The 17,334-nt window shown below is 70.9% G+C and carries 19 protein-coding genes; 12 read left to right on the top strand and 7 right to left on the bottom strand.

All coding sequences use genetic code 11. The features are described 5' to 3' along the window. Positions 1–217 precede the first annotated feature (217 nt). Complete coding sequence (locus L942_RS11485) at positions 218–829, bottom strand: hypothetical protein (protein WP_037358705.1); 612 nt, start codon at positions 827–829, stop codon at positions 218–220. Between the two features lie 302 nt (positions 830–1,131). On the opposite strand from L942_RS11485, the gene L942_RS11480 reads away from it, so the two are divergent. From L942_RS11480 to L942_RS11455, 6 genes are all read left to right on the top strand, one after another. Next, positions 1,132–1,557: a DUF6292 family protein gene (locus L942_RS11480; protein WP_037358739.1), complete on the top strand. Its 426-nt coding sequence runs from the start codon at positions 1,132–1,134 to the stop codon at positions 1,555–1,557. An 87-nt stretch (positions 1,558–1,644) separates the two neighbouring features. Next, complete coding sequence (locus L942_RS11475) at positions 1,645–1,950, top strand: hypothetical protein (protein ID WP_051165884.1); 306 nt, start codon at positions 1,645–1,647, stop codon at positions 1,948–1,950. Positions 1,951–2,054: 104 nt separating this feature from the next. Beyond that, positions 2,055–2,438: a DUF2267 domain-containing protein gene (locus L942_RS11470; protein ID WP_037358702.1), complete on the top strand. Its 384-nt coding sequence runs from the start codon at positions 2,055–2,057 to the stop codon at positions 2,436–2,438. Between the two features lie 91 nt (positions 2,439–2,529). Beyond that, the gene (locus L942_RS11465) at positions 2,530–3,129 is read left to right on the top strand and encodes a class I SAM-dependent methyltransferase (protein ID WP_037358700.1); all 600 of its coding nucleotides are present in this window, start codon (positions 2,530–2,532) and stop codon (positions 3,127–3,129) included. 18 nt (positions 3,130–3,147) lie between these two features. Continuing rightward, positions 3,148–3,612: a DinB family protein gene (locus tag L942_RS11460; protein ID WP_106964867.1), complete on the top strand. Its 465-nt coding sequence runs from the start codon at positions 3,148–3,150 to the stop codon at positions 3,610–3,612. A gap of 117 nt (positions 3,613–3,729) precedes the next feature. Then, positions 3,730–5,061 (top strand): methionine--tRNA ligase, encoded by a 1,332-nt coding sequence (locus L942_RS11455; protein ID WP_268745719.1) that lies wholly within the window; start codon positions 3,730–3,732, stop codon positions 5,059–5,061. Here L942_RS11455 and L942_RS11450 read toward each other — a convergent pair. Further along, positions 5,038–5,973: an arsenic resistance protein gene (locus L942_RS11450; RefSeq protein ID WP_037358732.1), complete on the bottom strand. Its 936-nt coding sequence runs from the start codon at positions 5,971–5,973 to the stop codon at positions 5,038–5,040. The two genes, L942_RS11455 and L942_RS11450, sit on opposite strands and share 24 nt — an antisense overlap. A gap of 257 nt (positions 5,974–6,230) precedes the next feature. Between L942_RS11450 and L942_RS11445 the strand changes: the two genes are divergently transcribed. Next, the gene (locus L942_RS11445) at positions 6,231–8,549 is read left to right on the top strand and encodes an APC family permease (protein ID WP_037358692.1); all 2,319 of its coding nucleotides are present in this window, start codon (positions 6,231–6,233) and stop codon (positions 8,547–8,549) included. Here the strand turns inward: L942_RS11445 and L942_RS11440 are convergent, their stop codons facing one another. Further along, complete coding sequence (locus tag L942_RS11440) at positions 8,550–9,092, bottom strand: TetR family transcriptional regulator (protein WP_081655026.1); 543 nt, start codon at positions 9,090–9,092, stop codon at positions 8,550–8,552. Positions 9,093–9,140: 48 nt separating this feature from the next. Between L942_RS11440 and bioB the strand changes: the two genes are divergently transcribed. Further along, entirely contained in the window at positions 9,141–10,199 is a 1,059-nt protein-coding gene (gene bioB, locus L942_RS11435) for a biotin synthase BioB (RefSeq protein WP_037358689.1), read from the top strand. A 5-nt stretch (positions 10,200–10,204) separates the two neighbouring features. Then, the gene (locus L942_RS11430; RefSeq protein WP_037358727.1) at positions 10,205–11,341 is read left to right on the top strand and encodes an 8-amino-7-oxononanoate synthase; all 1,137 of its coding nucleotides are present in this window, start codon (positions 10,205–10,207) and stop codon (positions 11,339–11,341) included. Between the two features lie 25 nt (positions 11,342–11,366). Here the strand turns inward: L942_RS11430 and L942_RS11425 are convergent, their stop codons facing one another. After that, on the bottom strand, positions 11,367–11,849 hold the full coding sequence (locus tag L942_RS11425; RefSeq protein ID WP_037358686.1) for a DoxX family protein: 483 nt from the start codon (positions 11,847–11,849) through the stop codon (positions 11,367–11,369). Between the two features lie 162 nt (positions 11,850–12,011). Here L942_RS11425 and L942_RS11420 point away from each other — a divergent pair, with 162 nt between their 5' ends. After that, on the top strand, positions 12,012–12,518 hold the full coding sequence (locus L942_RS11420) for a COG4315 family predicted lipoprotein (protein ID WP_037358683.1): 507 nt from the start codon (positions 12,012–12,014) through the stop codon (positions 12,516–12,518). 136 nt (positions 12,519–12,654) lie between these two features. Further along, positions 12,655–13,857 carry an NAD(P)/FAD-dependent oxidoreductase gene (locus tag L942_RS11415; protein ID WP_037358681.1) on the top strand — a complete coding sequence of 401 codons (1,203 nt, stop codon included), beginning with the start codon at positions 12,655–12,657 and terminating at the stop codon, positions 13,855–13,857. A 142-nt stretch (positions 13,858–13,999) separates the two neighbouring features. On the opposite strand, the gene L942_RS11410 is transcribed toward L942_RS11415, so the two are convergent. The 3 genes from L942_RS11410 to L942_RS11400 are packed head-to-tail and all read right to left on the bottom strand — an operon-like array spanning position 14,000 to position 16,110. Next, on the bottom strand, positions 14,000–14,233 hold the full coding sequence (locus L942_RS11410; RefSeq protein ID WP_037358678.1) for a hypothetical protein: 234 nt from the start codon (positions 14,231–14,233) through the stop codon (positions 14,000–14,002). Positions 14,234–14,249: 16 nt separating this feature from the next. Then, positions 14,250–15,863, bottom strand: a complete 1,614-nt coding sequence (locus L942_RS11405; protein WP_235079039.1) for a hypothetical protein — start codon at positions 15,861–15,863, stop codon at positions 14,250–14,252. Then, positions 15,856–16,110: a hypothetical protein gene (locus L942_RS11400; protein WP_037358672.1), complete on the bottom strand. Its 255-nt coding sequence runs from the start codon at positions 16,108–16,110 to the stop codon at positions 15,856–15,858. The genes L942_RS11405 and L942_RS11400 overlap by 8 nt, the downstream gene beginning before the upstream one ends. 465 nt (positions 16,111–16,575) lie before the next feature. Between L942_RS11400 and L942_RS11395 the strand changes: the two genes are divergently transcribed. Continuing rightward, a complete protein-coding gene (locus L942_RS11395) occupies positions 16,576–17,109 on the top strand; it encodes a hypothetical protein (protein ID WP_037358669.1) in 534 nt (177 codons plus the stop codon). Positions 17,110–17,334 lie beyond the last annotated feature (225 nt).

Raw genomic sequence — 17,334 nt, 5'->3', positions numbered from 1 at the left:
CCTCCCGTCCCCGCCCGCCCAGCAGCCTCACAGCCACACACCCAGGCGGACCAGCCACGATGCGACCAACCACCACGATGCGTCCGCGCCCGGCCAACCCACGGTCTCGCCGCCCAATCCGGGCACATGGCACCACCGCCTCGCGTCCTAGCGCGGCCAGCACCCTCGCAGGCCACATACCCCGGCGGACGAGCCGCGATGCGAACAGTGCAGCCGCTCAGCGCGAACGGCCGCGCCGCTGTCCGGCCGCGTTCTGGCGCAGCCGGTCGGTGTGCTCGCCGATTTCCCCGACGCGGTCCGCCAGCGCGGCGTGCCGCGGCTGGAGATGCACGCGCACGTCCGCCAGCGGCGGCAGCAGGTTCGTGACATCGTCCTCTCCCAGCGCCACCCCGAGCCGGTCGGCGCTTTCCTGTCCCGCGGGGTCCAGGTCGGGCGCCGCGCTGGCCTCCGCGGCCAGCCGGCGCAGCACCGCGGCGTTGCGGCGGGCCCAGTCCGCGACCGCCCGGTCTCCCGCGCGGCGGCGGCGTTCGGCGTCGACGCGCGCTTCGCCGGTGGTCTCCCCGGTCGCCGACGGCCGCAGCCGCAGGTACCGGCGTTCCGCCGCCTGCCTGCTCGCCACGCCCAGCGCCGGGGCCAGCGCGGCCCAGCTCGCGCCCCCCGCGCGCGCGGCCGCGATCAGCTCCGGTTCCCATTCGCCGAGCTGGTCGCGCAGCGCCCGCAGCGCCGACAGCGCGGCCAGCGACCGGTCGGCGCCCGCCCCGCCGTCCCGGGCGGCCAGCACCGCCTCGCGGACGCCCTGGACGAGCGCACCGGGATCCACCTCTGTCATCGCGTCATCCTCTCGACGACTCGGCAGTTGTCATCGTTGTGATGACATGCTAGAAGAAAAGGGCGTCCCCTGTCGAGCGGCGGAGGTGAACCGATGTCCTGCCGATCCCGCGGGCCGATTCCCCGCGTTCCGCAGGTTTCCCGAGGCCCTTCACCGGGAATCACGTCCGGGCCGCCCGCGAGGGCGGATTCCGGCCGCTAGCCGGAAAGCCCCGCCGCGCCGCCGGATGCGGCCCGTGGCGCGGAGCAGGCCGCCCCTGGCCCGCGTCAGTCCTTCGCGAGAAAGGCGTTGTCCCCGTGTCCCTGCCGTTGCACACCGCCCAGACCAGCCCGTCGCACCCCGCCCTCGTGCGCCTGTGGAACTACCTCGCCGACGTCACTGGCACCCTGGGGATCGGCCTCGAGTCCTGCACCGTCGACCACGACACCCCGGTGTCGGCCTACGTCGCCCTCGACGGCCACCTGCCCGCCTACCCGGGCCGCGACGTCGCGCTTCTCTGGGACGAGATCCACGGCTGGGCCGCGGCCGTCGAAACGCATTCCGGCGAGGACCTCATCGTCATCCGCTACCTCGGCGGCTCCTCGATCGCGCCGCCCGCGTCCCGCGTCGCGGAATTCGCCGCCGCGGTGCGCGACGACGACCACCGGATCGGCTGCCTCGCGCCGCCCGAGCTGCGGACCCTCGGCACCCCGGCCGACCTCGACGCCATCCTGCGCGAGGTGGCGTGAACCAGCACCCCCGGGGCGATCACCGTCCGTGAGCGTCCACTGTAGACTCTCCCGTTTCGCGCACCGGCGAAACGGGTAGCCGAAATCATGAGCGAGTTCGAAGGGCAGCGGAGGATGCCCGCGCCCGCGGAGCACGTGTACGCCGTCGCAGCGGATATCGCGCACCAGAAGGAATGGCTGCCGGAGCCGGTCGCCGCGCGCCCGTCCGGGCACCGCGACCGGTTGCGGCTCGAATGGGACGGCGGCTGGCTCCAGGTCGCCTCCGGCGCGGCGGGCACGAGCCACGCGACCCTGCACCTTTCGGCACCGGCCGGGCCGGACCGCACCGAGACGCCGGCGCGAATCCGCGCATCCCTCGACCGGCTCGCCGTCCTGTCCGGCTCCCCTGGCTGAGTCCGTCCACAATGGACCACCGCCGGATCGTTTTCCGTCGCACGGAACCGGGACAGCGCCCGGCGCGGCGGGTCGGCTACTCTGCGGCCAGGAGTTGATGGCCCATGGTGGTGCGGAAGGAAATTCTTCCCGGGCCTCGCCCGCCCCGCACGGAACTGAACCGGCTCGCGATCGACTGCGTCGTCGACAGCCTGCTGCGATGTCTTCCTCTGGCCGAGCAGACCCGGCTGGGCATCGTCGCGCCGAGCCGCGGCCGGACGTGCGACCGCGAGGCCCTCCTGATCGAGATCTCGTTGCGCACCAGGCGTTCCCCGCGCGCGGCGAGGTGGCTGGTCCGCGCGGTCTACTCGGCGTTGCGGAAAACCTCGCCGGAGCTGGCCTCCCGGGTGCGCGCGGGCGTCAGCCCGGACGTGCTGGTCCTGCTCGGCGGGACGCGGCAGCCGTGCGCGTGGTCGCGCGAAACCCCGCCCCGCTGCCACAGCGGGTGACCGGGCGGGGAGTTGCCGTTCCGGCAAGATCCCGTGCGCTCGCGGCCCGGCCCCGGCGACTCTGGTCGCACCCGACCTGAGGAGCCGACCGATGACCACCGACGACGAGACCCTGTTCTGGGACGAAGTGCACGCCGCCCGGCCGCCCGCCGACCCGCGGCCGAACGCGCGGCTCGTGGAAACCGTCTCCGCCCTCCCGCCCGGCGACGCCCTGGACCTCGGCTGCGGCAACGGCGGCGACGCCCGCTGGCTCGCCGGACGCGGCTGGAACGTGACCGCCACCGACCTCTCGACGGTCGCGGTCAACCGCCTCTCCGGCCCGCGCATCACCGCGGTGCGGCACGACCTGCGGGTCAGCTTCCCGGCCGGCGAATTCGACCTGGTGACCGCGCACTACCTGCAGACCCCCTTCGCCTGGGACCGCACGGCGATCTTGCGCACCGCCGCGCACGCGCTGCGGCCCGGCGGCCGGCTGCTGGTCGTGGACCACGGCTCGAGCGCGCCGTGGTCGTGGAACCAGGATCCGGACGCACATTTCCCCGGCCCGGCGGAAATCGCCGCGGACCTCGCCCTCGACCCGGCCGAGTGGACCGTCGAGCGCGCGGACTCCCCCACCCGGCTCGCCACCGGTCCCGGCGGCCAGACCGCCGAGGTCGTCGACCATGTCCTGCTGCTCCGCCGCGCCGCCTGAACCCCGAAGGAGACCATTGTGGCCCGCCGTCGCGACACCCCGCCGCCCCGCACCGGAAGCAGTGAAACCGAAGTCCTGCGCGGATTTCTCGACTACCTCCGCACCTCAGTCGCCGCCAAGGTCGAGGGTGCGCCGGAAGCCGAAGCCCACGCCGCCGCGGTGCCGTCCGGAACGAATCTGGCCGGCCTGCTCAACCATCTTGCGTTCGTGGAGCGGTCGTTGTTTCTCGGCGAGGCAGTGAACAATTGGCCCGCGACGTTCCGTACCGACGACAGCGTCGCCGAGGTCGTCGCCCGTTATCGCGAAGCGGGCAAGCTCGCGAACGAAGTCCTGGACAGCTGCGCGGATCTCGCCGCCCCGCTGCCCGGCCGCGACGGACCGAGCGTGCGCTGGGCGCTGACGCACCTGATCGAGGAGACCGGACGGCACGCCGGGCATGCCGACATCCTCCGCGAACTGATCGACGGCACCACCGGACGCTGACGGAAAACCAGTGGTTCTGAGGCTGCGCCACGGGGATCCAGCGTCGCGCGCTCACCCGACCCGAACGCGGGATCGCGTCGGCGTCTGGCGGAGCAGTGCGCACGGCCCCCGGGCCGGGTGTACTGCTCCGCCAGACGCCGACTTAAAGGCGATCCCGCCCGCGACGGCGGAGCCGGCGCATCAGACACAGACAATGGCCTCAAGAACGTCACTGCGGCACGGGCGGCAGGCGTTCCGGTGCAGAAGTTCGTCGACCAGGTTGCGGCCCGCTTCAACGCGCTGCACGAACCGCTCGGACTCGCTGTCGACGACGTCATCCGCACCAGCACCGATCGCCGCCATCGGGAAGGCGTCCGACGGCTGTGGCAGGCCAGCGCCCGGCGCGGCGACTTCTACCGGCGCGACTACACCGGCCGCTACTGCCTCGGCTGCGAACAGTTCTACGCGGACGACGAACACTGCGTGGAGCACGAAACCCCGCCCGAGGTGGTCACCGAACAGAACTGGTTCTTCCGGCTCTCCCGGTATGAAACCGAAATCCGGGAGCTGCTGGAATCCGGCCGGCTCCGGATCGAACCCGCCGCGCGGCTTCGCGAGGTGCTGGGATTCGTCCGGTCCGGGTTGTCCGACCTCAGCGTGTCCCGGCCCGCCGCGCGCTCGGACGGCTGGGGCATCCCGGTGCCCGGCGATCCGGACCAGGTGATTTACGTCTGGTGGGACGCGCTCGCCAACTACCTCACCGCCGATCCGGCCCGCTGGGCCGAGGCGGCCGAGCGAGTGCACGTGATCGGCAAAGGCATCCTCCGCTTCCACGCCGTCTACTGGCCCGCGCTGCTGCTCTCGGCGGGCGAACGACTGCCGGACACCATCTTCGTGCACGATTACCTGACTCTCGACGGCGCGAAGATCTCCAAAAGCGCGGGCCACGCTATCCGCCCGACGGACCTGGTCAACCGGTACGGCACCGACGCGCTCCGCTGGTGGCTGCTGCGCGAAGTCGCGCCGCTCGGCGACACCGACTTCACCGAAGCGCGACTGGTCGCCCGCGCCGACGACGAACTCGCCAACGGTCTCGGCAATCTCGTGCGTCGCGTGCACAGTCTCGCCCACCGCACCGGCCGGGCCGCCGCCGGAAGTCCGCTAAGGACAGTCAGCACGCTCGCCGACCGGATCGACGCGGCACTCGCCGCTTTCGACTTCCGCGCCGCCACCGGTGCTGTGGTCGAGGTGATCTCCGACGCCAACCGGTTCGTCGAGCAAACCCGGCCCTGGACGTTAAGCGGCGACGACTTGGCCGAAGCACTCGGGACGGTCCTCAGCACTTGCCGGGAACTGGCAACGGAACTCACCCCGTTCCTCCCGGACGGAGCCGCCCGCCTGCGCGCGCAACTCGACCGCGGCGAACCGGCGCACCTGTATCCCCGGCTACGGCAGCAACCGGGGCACTAGCCGGACGTAGCAGACCATGCCGACGACCTCGACCAACGTCTGCGTCACCACGGCAACCGCGGCGACCGCGAACTCGTCCGGCAGCGCGAGCGCCAGCGGAAGCACCACCAGTGAATTCCGCGTCGCCCCGGTGAAGACGATCGCTCGCCCGGCTGAAACGTCCAATCGGAACAACCGCGCCACGCCCCAGCCCGCGAACGCCATCGCCACCAGGAAAACCACGTAAAACGGCACCGCCGGCGCGACCGGGCCGAGTCCACTGTGGAGCTTCGGGGTCTGCGACGCCACCACGGTCGCCAGCGTCGCGGCCATCAGGGGCACCATCGCGGTCCCGGCCGCGTCGGCGAACCGGCGGCCGGTCGCGTGCCGCCTCGCCCAGGCTTGGGTGAGCCAGGCCAGTGCCAGCGGGAGCACGATCAGCACGAGGAACGCTTCGAGGAACGGCCCGGCCCGCACGACCCGCGCCAGGTCCGGGCCGAGGAAAAGGACCAGGAACCCGGGCAGCAGGAGCATCTGCGCGAGAAGCAGCACCGGCGTCGCGGCGAGCAGGCGGCGGCTGCTGCCGCCGGCCAGGCCGCTGAAGACGATCACGTAGTCCACGCACGGGGCCAGCAACACGAGCAGCATGCCCAGCCGCAGCGCCTGCCCGGCCGGGAAGAAGAGGGACATCGCCGCGACGACCAGCGGCGCGACGGCGAAGTTCACCGCCAGCGCCGCGCCGAGAAACCGGCCGTCGCGGAGGGAGCGGCCCAGGTCGGCAGCGGGCACCTGCAGGAACGTGACGTACAGCAGCGCCGCCAGCACCGGGTTGATCGCCGGTTCCAGCGCCGGTCCGGCCGCCGGGGCCAGCCAGCCGGCCAGGGTGCCGGCAGCCAGCGCGCCGAGATAGAGGACGACCTGGTGCCGTTCCATCCGCGACACCGGACCGGACGACTGCGACAACGGGCGCGCTCCTCCGCAAAAGCCAGGTACCGGACCAGCCTAGCCCTGAGCCCGGCGCGCCAGGAAGACCACCCTCTTGACGAAATCCTAACGCGGCCGACCGCGGTTTTAATGCCCTTCTGACGCAAGAGTGACGGCGGTTTCTTAACGCATTTCAGAATGGGATTGATCTCGCCGCCCAGCGCGTGCAAGGCAGGTCGCGCGTGCATGCTGAGCCCGTGACAGACATGGAAGAACCCCAGCGCCGCCTGGAACCTGGCGCGTTCGGGTACGCGCTGAAGCGGCTGTTTCTCGGCAAACCGCTCATTAACGCGCAATTGACGCACGAACGGCTTTCCAATACGACCGCCCTCGGCGTCCTTTCCCCGGACGCGATCTCGTCGTCGGCCTACGGCACCGAGCAGATCCTCGTCGAACTGCTCCCCTACGCCGGGCTCGCCGCGTTCAGCCTCGTGCTGCCGGTCACCGGCGTGATCCTCGTCATCCTGGTGCTCGTCGCCGCGTCGTACCGGCAGGTCGTGATGGCCTACACGCGCGCGGGCGGGTCGTACGTCGTCGCGCGGGAGAACTTCGGGCCGCGCGTCGCGCAGGTCGCCGCGGCGGCGTTGCTGATCGACTACATCGTGACCGTCGCCGTGCAAACCTCGGCGGGCACGGTCGCCGTCGTGTCCGCGATCCCCGCACTCGGGCCGTACAGCCTGGAAATCACCATCGCGATCGTCGTCCTGCTCTGTTACGCCAACCTGCGCGGCCTGCGCGAAGCCGGCCGTCCGTTCGCCGTTCCGACCTACCTGTTCTCCGCGCTGATGCTGGTGATGATCGTGGTCGGCCTGGTCAAGGCGCTGACGGTCGGCCTGCCGGCCTACGACGCAGCCCACCTGCCCGGCGCGGTGCCGGTCCAGCACGGGGACGGCCTCATCGCCGGCGCGACGGTCCTGGTGCTGTTGCGCGCCTTCGCCAACGGCGGTTCGTCGCTGACCGGCGTCGAAGCCATCTCCAACACGGTGTCCGCGTTCCGCAGCCCGCGCGGCCCCAACGCCCGCAAGGTTCTGGTCACGATGGCCGTCATCCTGGGCGTCCTGGTCGGCGGCGTCTCGTTGCTCGCCTTCTACACGCACGCGACGCCGTACGCGAGCGGCTATCCGTCGGTGGTCTCGCAGGAAGCCCGGGCGGTGTTCGGCGACGGCTGGTTCGGGCAGGCGATGTTCGTCGCGATCCAGGCCTCGACCGCGCTCATCCTCTACACCGGAGCCAACACCAGCTTCAACGGTTTCCCGTTCCTCGCCAGTTTCGTGGCCAGCGACCGGTTCCTGCCGCGCCAGCTGACGACCCGAGGGCACCGGCTGGTGTTCTCCAACGGCATCCTCGTGCTGACCGTGCTCGCCGTCGCCCTGCTCTTCTTCTCCGGCGGCACGGTGACCGCACTGGTGCCGTTCTACGCGATCGGCGTCTTCACCGGCTTCGCGATGGCCGGATACGGGATGACCAAACACCATCTGCGCCTGCGCGAACCGGGCTGGCGGTTCAAGCTCTCGATCAACCTCGCCGCCGGAATCCTGTCCACTGTGGTCGTCGGCATCTTCGCCATCGCCAAGTTCACCGAGGGCGCGTGGCTGGTCGTCGTGGTGTTCCCGGTCCTCGTGTTCGTGCTGATCCGGCTCAACCGCGAGTACCGCGCCGAAGCCGCCGTGCTCGAACGCATCACCGCGCGCGGAGCCAACCCGACGCGGTACGCGCGGCACCAGGTTTTCGTGCTGGTCAACACGATCGACCTGGCCGTCCTCGAAGCACTGCGCTACGGCAACAGCCTCCGGCCGGACAAGGTGACCGCGGTGCACTTCGTGATCGACGCGCAGGCCGCCGAACGGCTGCGCGCCCGCTGGGAAGAACTCGGCATGAAAACCGGCCTGCGGCTGATCGACGTGCCCGACCGGCGGATCGCCCGGGCCGCCTACACGCTGGTGCAGAAGGCGATCGCCGAGGCGGACCGGACGAGCATCACCGTGCTCCTGCCGCGGCGAAGCTACGCGCCGCTGCTCGGGCGGCTGCTGCACGACCGGACCGCGGACCGGATCGCCCGGGTCGTCAGCCGCATCCCGCAGGCCGCGGCGACCATCGTGCCGTACGACGTGCAGACCCGGATCCGCACGCTCATGCCGCACCTGCCCGAGGAACGCGCCACCGCGGCGGTCGAACGGCTGCTCACCCGCATCGGCACTACCCAGAAGGCGGAGAAGGCAGAGCTGCGGCCCAGCGCGATCGCCGAACTGCGCCCCGGCGCCGACGTCAGCATCGACGGCCGGCTCCAGGAACTCGCACTGTCCGAAGAGGACACTCCCGGCCCGGTGCTGACCGCGCAGCTCACCGACGACACCGCGACGGTCGCCCTGGAGTTCAGCCAAGCCCACCCCGATCTCGAACCGGGCCAGGTGCTGCGCGTGACCGGCCGGGTGAGCGAGGGGACCCCGCTGGTCATCCGCGATCCGCTCTGCCACATCCTCGAAGCCGCCGGAGAGGAGGACGAAGACCGGTCGACCGCGGAGTAGTCAGCCGGACAGTCCGCTGAGGATCGCGTCGATGCCGAACCCGAACGCCTCGTCCGAATCCTCGCCGCGCGCCGGGTCGTCCTCGACGATCCCGGCCCGCACCAGCTCCGCGTGGTTCTGTTCTTCCGCGACGAACCCGAGCACGTAGCGGACCACCGTCCGCGCCGCCCATTCCGCTCGCCGCTCGTCGAACTTCCCGGCGAACAGCTCGCGCAAGGCGTTCGTGGGCACCAGCAGATCCGGCCGGTACGCCTGCACGAACGACACCACCTCGGCCCCGTCGCGGACTCGCAGCAGCGCCGAACGGAAGTCCTCGGCCGCCTCGCGCGGATCCTTCGCCACCGCGGGCAGCCCCTTCAGGATCCGCGCGGCGACGACGGCGAGCAGCTCCTGTTTGCTGGCGACGTGGTAGTACAGCGCACCCGGCTGGACCCCCAGGTCGAGGGCCACCCGCCGCATCGACAGGCTGCTCAGCCCGGCTTCGGCCAGCAGCTCGTACGCCCGGTCGACGATCTGGTCTCGCGTCACCTTCACCCCGCTCATTCTGCCCGCCGCTTGCTTCCGGCCGGTCGGCCGCCTAGGATTTGACAGGTGTTCAAAACCTTCGACGACCTGGCCGACCGGCAGCTGGCCGGCGGCGTACTCGACCGCACCGACGCCCGCGCGGTGCTGGAAGCGCCGGACGAGGACGTGCTCGGCCTGGTCGCGGCTGCCGGACGGCTGCGGCGCGCGCACTTCGGCAACAAGGTCAAAGTCAACTACCTGGTCAACCTGAAATCGGGCCTGTGCCCCGAGGACTGCGGGTACTGCTCGCAGCGGCTCGGGTCGTCCGCGCAGATCCTCAAGTACTCGTGGCTGTCGGCCGAGGAGACCGCGCGCCAGGCCGGCGCGGGCATCCAGGGCGGCGCGTCGCGGGTGTGCCTGGTCGCGAGCGGACGCGGGCCGAGCGACCGCGACGTCGACCGGGTCGCGAAAGCCGTCGAGGCGGTGAAGTCCGCGCATTCCGACGTGGAGGTGTGCGCCTGCCTCGGACTGCTCAAGGACGGCCAGGCCGAGAAGCTGCGCGAGGCCGGGGTCGACGCGTACAACCACAACCTGAACACGAGCGAGTCCCGGTACTCCGAGATCTGCACGACGCACGGGTACGACGACCGCGTCGACACGGTCGAAAAGGCCAAGTCCGCCGGGCTTTCCGCGTGCTCCGGCCTGATCGTCGGCATGGGCGAGACCGACGACGAGCTGATCGACGCGATCTTCGCGCTGCGCGACCTCGGCAGCGATTCGATCCCGGTCAACTTCCTGATGCCGTTCGAGGGCACTCCGCTCGCCGGGACGTGGGAGCTGAGCCCGTTGCGCGCGCTGCGCATCCTCGCGCTCGCCCGGTTCGCTTGCCCGGCAACGGAAGTCCGGATGGCCGGCGGCCGCGAGATGCACCTGCGGTCGCTGCAGCCGCTCGCGCTGCACGTGGTGAACTCGCTGTTCCTCGGCGACTACCTGACCAGCGAGGGCCAGGCCGCGAAGGCCGATCTGGAAATGATCGCCGACGCCGGCTTCGAGGTCCTCGGCGCGGGCGAGCAGCCGCAGGCGGCGCACACCACTCCGGCACTGCGGGAACGCGGAGCGGGCACCGCCGCCGCTCCCAACGCGTGACCGCCATGGTGTCGATGCACGACTGGCTGACCGCCGCCGAGCGGGACCGGCGCGTCGCCGGTCTCGTCCGGCGGACCGACGACCGGCGGCATCCGCGAGCGTCCACATTGGACCTCGCGTCGAACGATTACCTCAGCCTCAGCACCGATCCGAGGCTGCGTGCCGCCGCCGTCCGGGCCGTCGAGAAGTACGGCGCGGGGGCGGGCGCGTCCCGAGTCGTCACCGGCACCACACCGTGTCACACCGAGCTGGAGCGCGAGCTGGCCAGTCTCACCGGGCAACCGGCCGCGCTCGGGTTTTCCAGTGGCTACACGGCGAACATCGGCGTCATCACCGCGCTCGGTTCGCCGGACACACTGCTGATCACCGACGCGCACATCCACGCGTCGCTGATCGACGGCGCGCGGCTGTCCCGCTCCCCCGTCGCGATCTGCCCGCACGGCGACTTGGAAACGCTCGCGCAGCTGCTGCGCGAGCGATCGCAAGAGCGGGCGATCGTGGTGGTGGAGTCGATCTATTCGGTGCTCGGCGATGCCACGGACCTGGTTCGCACCGCGGCATTGTGCGCGGAATACGACGCCTTCTTGGTGGTCGACGAGGCACACGGCATCGGCGTCGCGGGCAATGGCCGGGGTGCGGTGCACGCGGCCGGCCTCGCGGGCGCGCCGCACGTCGCGGTGACTGCCACGTTGTCGAAAGCGCTGGGCGCACAGGGCGGCGCGGTGCTGGGATCGCCGCTGCTGCGCGAACATCTGGTCAACACGGCGCGCACGTTCATCTTCGACACCGGCCTCGCTCCCGCCGCGGCGGCGAGTGCGGCGGAAGCGTGCCGGATCATCGCGGCCGAGCCTTCGCGCGTTGCGGACCTGCACCGCGCCGCGGCCGCGATCGCCGACGCCGCAGGGGTTTCGCGAGCGCCGGGCGCGGTGCAGTCGATTCCCGCCGACTCTCCGGACCAGGCCGTCGCGGCCGCGAACCACCTGTACGAACAGGACATCGTCGTCGGCTGCTTCCGTCCGCCGAGCGTCCCGGACGGCATCTCCCGGCTCCGGCTGGTCGCCCGCGCCGGGGTCGACCTGAACCGCGCCCGCGACGCCGCGCGGCTGGCCGCCCAGTGGTCACGCGCCGCCAGCACCGTCTAACCAGTCCCTCGAATGCGGCGCCGCGTCAGTCGCCCGCGCCGGGGTTGCCCGGGAACGCACCCAGCACGCCACGGGGCTCGACGCCCGCCCGTCCGGCTCCGCGTGGCTGCTTCCGGAACAACCCGTCGAGCGCGAGCGCGCCCGGGCCGGTGAAGACGAGCAGCAGGAAAGCCCAGCAGAACAGCGCCGCCGGCTCTCCCTTGTTCTGCAGCGGCAGCAGGCCGTCGGGCTGGTGGACGACGAAGTAGGCGTACGCCATCGAGCCGGACGCGAGCAGTGCCGCGATCCGGGTAACGAGGCCGAAGACGACCAGGAGGCCGCCCGCCAGCTGGATCACCGCGGCGTACCAGGACGGCCACACGCCGAAGGCCACGGTTCCGCCCGCCGGGCCGCCGCCGAAAACGCCGAACAGCGCCGCCGCGCCGTGGGCCGCGAACAGCAGCCCGACGACGATCCGGAACAGGCCGAGCACGAACGGGACGGCCCGGTCGAGCGCACGCTCTGGCATGGGTCCTCCTCGGAGAGTTACTAAGGTTAGCCTTGCCATACCGTACGGGCCGGGGTCTCTCCCGTCCAGCCGCGGGCGCCCCTCGAGATATCGACCTGAACCGTTCCGGCGCCGGGCGCGTGTCGAGGGAAGGGCATCACCCACGCACCGTTGGAGGCTGGGATGACTCGCAGAACTCTGGCAACCCCAAGGACTTTCGGACTGCTGGCCGCGGTGGGCTTGCTCGCCGCCGCGTGCGGCAGCGGCGGGAGCACGAGCACGGCCACGTCCGCCCCGCCCGCCGCGCCGACGCATGTGACCGACAGCAAGGGCGACACGATCTACCTGTTCGCCGCGGACCACGACGGTCAATCCGCCTGCACCGCGAGCTGCGCGACCTACTGGCCCCCGGTCGCGGCGGGCACCCCGCTCACCGGGGCGACCCAGGGGGGCGTCGGCGCCATCACCCGGCCGGACGGTTCGAAGCAGGAAACCCTCGGCGGACACCCGCTGTACCGGTACGTCGGCGACCATTCCGCCGGGCAGACCAACGGCCAGGGCCTGAACCTCAACGGCGGGCTGTGGTGGATGGTCGCCGCGGACGGCGCCGCGATCACCGCGTCCGCCCCCGCGGGCACCGGCACGGGCGGATACAGCGGGGGCGGTTACAGCGGAGGCGGGTACGGGTGAAGTAACACCCTGACGGGTAGGCGGTGTCTCCATGGGGTACCTCTGATCAGCGAAGCTTGACCGGGCAGCCGAATAAGACCAAACTTCGCTAGTGATATAAGTACTCCCGTCGTCCCCGCACCGAAGGAGTTCGCCAGTGACCTCGTCGTTCGTCATCATCGGAGCCGGACTGGCCGGGGCCAAGGCCGCGGAAGCGTTGCGCGACAAGGGTTTCGACGGGAAGATCACGATCGTCGGCGACGAGCGGCACCTGCCCTACGAGCGTCCGCCGCTCTCGAAGGACTACCTCATGGGCAACGCGGAGGCCGAGAGCTTCCAGGTGCACGACGCCGCGTGGTACGCGGAGAAGAACGTCGAACTGCGCCAGGGCGTCAAGGCGACGGCGATCTCGCGCGACGAGAAGCAGGTGACGCTCGACGACGGCACCAGCCTCGGCTACGACAAGCTGCTGCTGGCCACCGGCGCCAGCCCGCGCCAGCTGCCGGACGCCGCGGGGATCTACTACCTGCGCCGGATCGAGGACTCCGACCGGCTCAAGGAGCTGTTCGGCAGCGCCTCGAAGCTGGTGGTCGTCGGCGGCGGCTGGATCGGCCTCGAGGCGACCGCCGCCGCGCGCCAGGCCGGGCTGGAGGTCACCGTGGTCGAGGCGCTCGACCTGCCGCTGATCACCGCGCTCGGCCCGCAGGTCGCCCCGGTGTTCGCCGACCTGCACCGCGCGCACGGCGTCGACCTGCGGCTCGGCGTCCAGGTCGAGCACATCAGCAACGGCGGCCAGGGCAAGCGGATCCGGCTCGGCGACGGCAGCGTCCTCGAAGCCGACGCGGTCCTGGCCGGGATCGGCGCGAAGCCGAACGTCGAACTGGCCGAGGCGGCCGGCCTCCGCGTCGACAACGGCGTGGTCACCGACGCGAGCCTGCGCACGAGCGACCCGGACATCTTCGCCGCCGGCGACGTCGCGAACGCCTACCACCCGTTCCTCGGCAAGCACCTGCGCGTCGAGCACTGGGCGAACGCGCTCAACCAGCCCGCGGTCGCGGCGGCCGGGATGCTCGGCAAGGAGGAGTCCTACGACGAGCTTCCGTACTTCTTCACTGACCAGTACGACCTCGGCATGGAATACCTGGGCACCATCGAGGGCCACGACCGCGTCGTCTTCCGCGGCGACGTGCCCGGGCGCGAGTTCATCGCCTTCTGGCTCAAGGACAACCACGTCCTGGCCGGGATGAACGTCAACGTCTGGGACGTCACGGACCCGATCAAGGCCCTCATCCGCTCCGGCACTGCCGTCGACCCGGAGCGGCTGGCCGACCCCGAGGTCCCGCTGGAGGACCTCGCCTGATTCCCTGCCCGCGGGCCGGTGCTCGATCGCCTACGAGGAATTGCCCCCGGACAGCGCGGAGTGCAGCCGCAGGTCGTGCGGGGACGCTGGGGAAATTCAAATTCCCCCAGCGTCCCCTCATGGGCCGCCACAAGCCCGCCGGTCACGCGATCCGCGAACGCCGCCACTCCCAGGTGGCCAACCCGGCGAACAACACGGTCGCCACGCACGCGCCCGCCGTCAGCAGCCATTCGGCTTCGCCGCCCCCGCCGTCCGGGGACGCGCCCGTCGTGCGCTCGATCCAGTCCGGGACCGTCAGCGTCAGCACCAGCGCGACGGCACTGAGCACCGCGAGCACGGCCTCCGCCGCGATCCGGAGCTTTCGTGCAGTGTTCATGACACCCTCCCTGCTCTCAGTACTTCGCCGCGTTGAGGCGGGTCCGCCAGGTGTTGCCCGCGCCGGCGTATTCGCCGTAGCTCCAGACGGTCCGGGAATCCGACGGGTCCCGGCCGATGCCGAAGTAGTCGCCCCATCGGCCGCCGGTGTAGGCGCTCTGCCCGGCGATCACCGAAGCGCTGCCCTGCAACGTGCCCGGCGGGTCGGTGGCCAGCCGGCCGGTCTGGCGGAAGTGCCCGTACTCGTCGGCAGCGGACCGGCCGAACGCCACGTGGGCGTTGCGGGAAAGGTCGGTCTGGATCACCGGGAAGAAGTAGTGCCTGCTGGGTGCGCCGAACGCGCCTTGCTGGGCGATCGTGTGGCTGGGCACGTCGATCTCGTACCACTGCACCACTGATCGCGCCTCCGTGTCGCCCGGCCAGCTGTACGCGGACGTGTGCGTCGTCCACAACCGCTGAGTGCGGCCCGCCGCCTGGAAGACCGCGTTGAGCAACCGGGTGTCGTTCGTGGCGATTCGTGTTGTCCCGCCGTCCTTTTGCACCGCGCCGGGCGGCAGGTTGTAGCCGCGGCAGGCGACCGAGGTCGCGGCGAGGGCCGGTGCGCCGCCGGACCACAGCCCGAGCGGATTCGACAGCGTCCAGAGGGTCAGGCTCGATCCCGACGGGAACAGCGAGTTCACCAGGTACGCCCGCGGATTCCCGCCCACGCCTTGGAAATGGCAGCACGGCTGCACGGAGAACGCGGCGCTGCCGTCCGGGTTCTTCAGGCCCCAGAAGTCCCACCAGCGGATGGTGTGGCTGCCGCCGACCCCGCCGCCGTACAGCTCCGCCTTGTTGAAGATCCGCAGTTTCGCGTGGGCGAATCCGCCGCCGAAGGCGAATTGGTTGGTGGACACGTAAATCGCCTGGGTGTCGAAGCCCAGCATCGGGTAGTCCGACCAGTTGCCGGTCGCGGTGGAGCCGTTCACGGTCGCGTCGGTGCTCCAGATCCAGTACGCGCCCGCCGGGTCGCCGGTCTGCGAGACGCCGAGCAGGATCCAGGATCCCTGCGGGTTCGCCCGGCGGCCGGCGATGCAGACGATCCACCGGCCGGTGTAGTGGTCGTAGGCCAGTTTCGGGTCGAAAAGCTGCGCCCCGGCGGGCAGCACCGGGTTGAACATCGCGGTGAAGTTGGCCCACCGGAACTGTTGCAGGCCAGTCTTGTCGTAGCCGACCAGGTCCACGTTGACCGCGGCCATCACCTGCTTCGGACCGACCGCGACCGTGCAGTCCGGCGGCCGGAACGCGGTCTGCGAAATCCCCTCGAAACTCGCCGACGCCGCCGGGGCCAGCCCCTCGGCGATCTCGTCCTCCGGCGGATTCTCCTCCGACGGCTCCGCCGCCGCTTCCTCGTCCAGCTGGACGTCGGACGCGTCCCCGGGCGCCAGCGCTTCCGCGCCGTGCTCCCGCGCGCTCGTCTTCAGCTGGTCGTACTCCTCGACCGGAACCGGGAACCGTTGCGCGAACAACGGCGACCTCTCCGGCGACGGCGGCTCGGCGAGCAATTCGCCGACCGTCAGATCCGCCATCTCCCGCGACGCTCCCCCGGCCGTTTCGCCGGCCTGGCCCTCGAGCACCTGCGCTTCAGGCATCACGGTGATCACCCTCTTCCTCCGCGGCCTCGTCGCCGGCCCGTGCCGGGGCGTCGGCCTCCTCCTCCCGATCGCGGTGCCGCCGCGCGGCCGCCTTCAGCCGCTCCATCTCGGCGGCCGGAACCGGCGTCCCGATCGGAATCTCGTACCCCATTCCCGGTTCGGCGGGCGCGCTTTCGCCCGCCGGGCCGCTTTCCGCGCCCTCGGCCCGTCCCTCGCCGGACTCCGGCCCTTCCGGTTCGCTCATCGTTCACCCCCGGGAATTCCGCCCGAAAAGATCAATTCCGGCGACGTTCACGAAAAAGGTCGCACAAAGGGGCGGAATGGATACCTCGACTTCACCACGTTCAACCGAACGGCGCAGCGCGACTCGATTCCATCATCTTTTCTCCAGTTCGCCCGGAAGGCGCATAAAAACCGACCGGAAACAGTTCCGAAGAACCTTTCCAAGCATCCGGCTGCCGCTCGCGGAACCCGTCCGGTACGACCGAATACTGGCGGATCAAGCAGATGAGTCCGGTTCACCCGGCTTGCGCCGCGTATTCGGATCGTCCCCGCGCCCACGCACCGGATTTACGTCCACCTTGCGCATTTTGTCGGCCGACAAGTTGAGCACCCGGTTAATTCTTCACACATTCCTTCGAAGGTAGGTGGTGCGATTGCCCGGACTCGGCAGACCCTGGCGCGACCGTGTTCCAGGGAGGAGATTTCCATGTCCCGACTCGCCCGTTTCGCCGCGCCCGCCGCCATTCTGGCCGGTTCGCTCGTCGTGGCCGCCCCGGCCGCGCACGCCGCGGTTCCGCACACCCTCGCCGCGAAATGCTCCCAGTCCTATCTTCCGCTGCCCGATCCGGCCTGCACGCCCGGAGCGACCAATCCGGACGTCACCCAGGACACCATCGGCGACACGATCTGCGTCCCCGGCTGGACGGCCACCATCCGCCCGCCGACGACCTACACCAACCAGCTGAAGAAGCAGGGCATCATCGACTACGGCTACTCCGACACGTCGCTCAGCTCCTACGAGGAGGACCACTTCCTGCCGCTGGAACTGGGCGGCGCGCCGAAGGACCCGAAGAACCTCTGGCCGGAACCGCACGACGGCGAGCAGAACTCCTACAGCAAGGATTCCGTCGAGAACGCGGTGAAGAAGGCGGTCTGCGCGGGGAAAGCGACCCTCGCCGACGCCCAGCACGCCATGCTCACCAACTGGACCACCGCGGAGTCCGTGCTCGGCATCGACTGAGCCGGAATCCCAGCCGCCGCACCGGGTCCCGGCACGTGCTCGCTGACGTCCGTGAAGGACCCCTCGCCGACCACTGAGAATCGTGCCGGGAGCCCGGGGCAGCTGGGCGCGTGCCGGATTCCCGGCTCAGCCGGAGCCCGTACTAGGCATCGGCTGAGCCGGAAGCCCAGCCACCGCCCCGGGTCCCGGCACGTGCCCGCTGACGTCCGTGAAGGACCCCTCACC

Source organism: Amycolatopsis orientalis DSM 43388 (assembly GCF_000411975.1).
Lineage (GTDB): Bacteria > Actinomycetota > Actinomycetes > Mycobacteriales > Pseudonocardiaceae > Amycolatopsis > Amycolatopsis orientalis_D.
The sequence above is the reverse complement of the archived record's forward strand: the minus strand, read 5'-3'. Positions and strand labels throughout refer to the sequence as shown.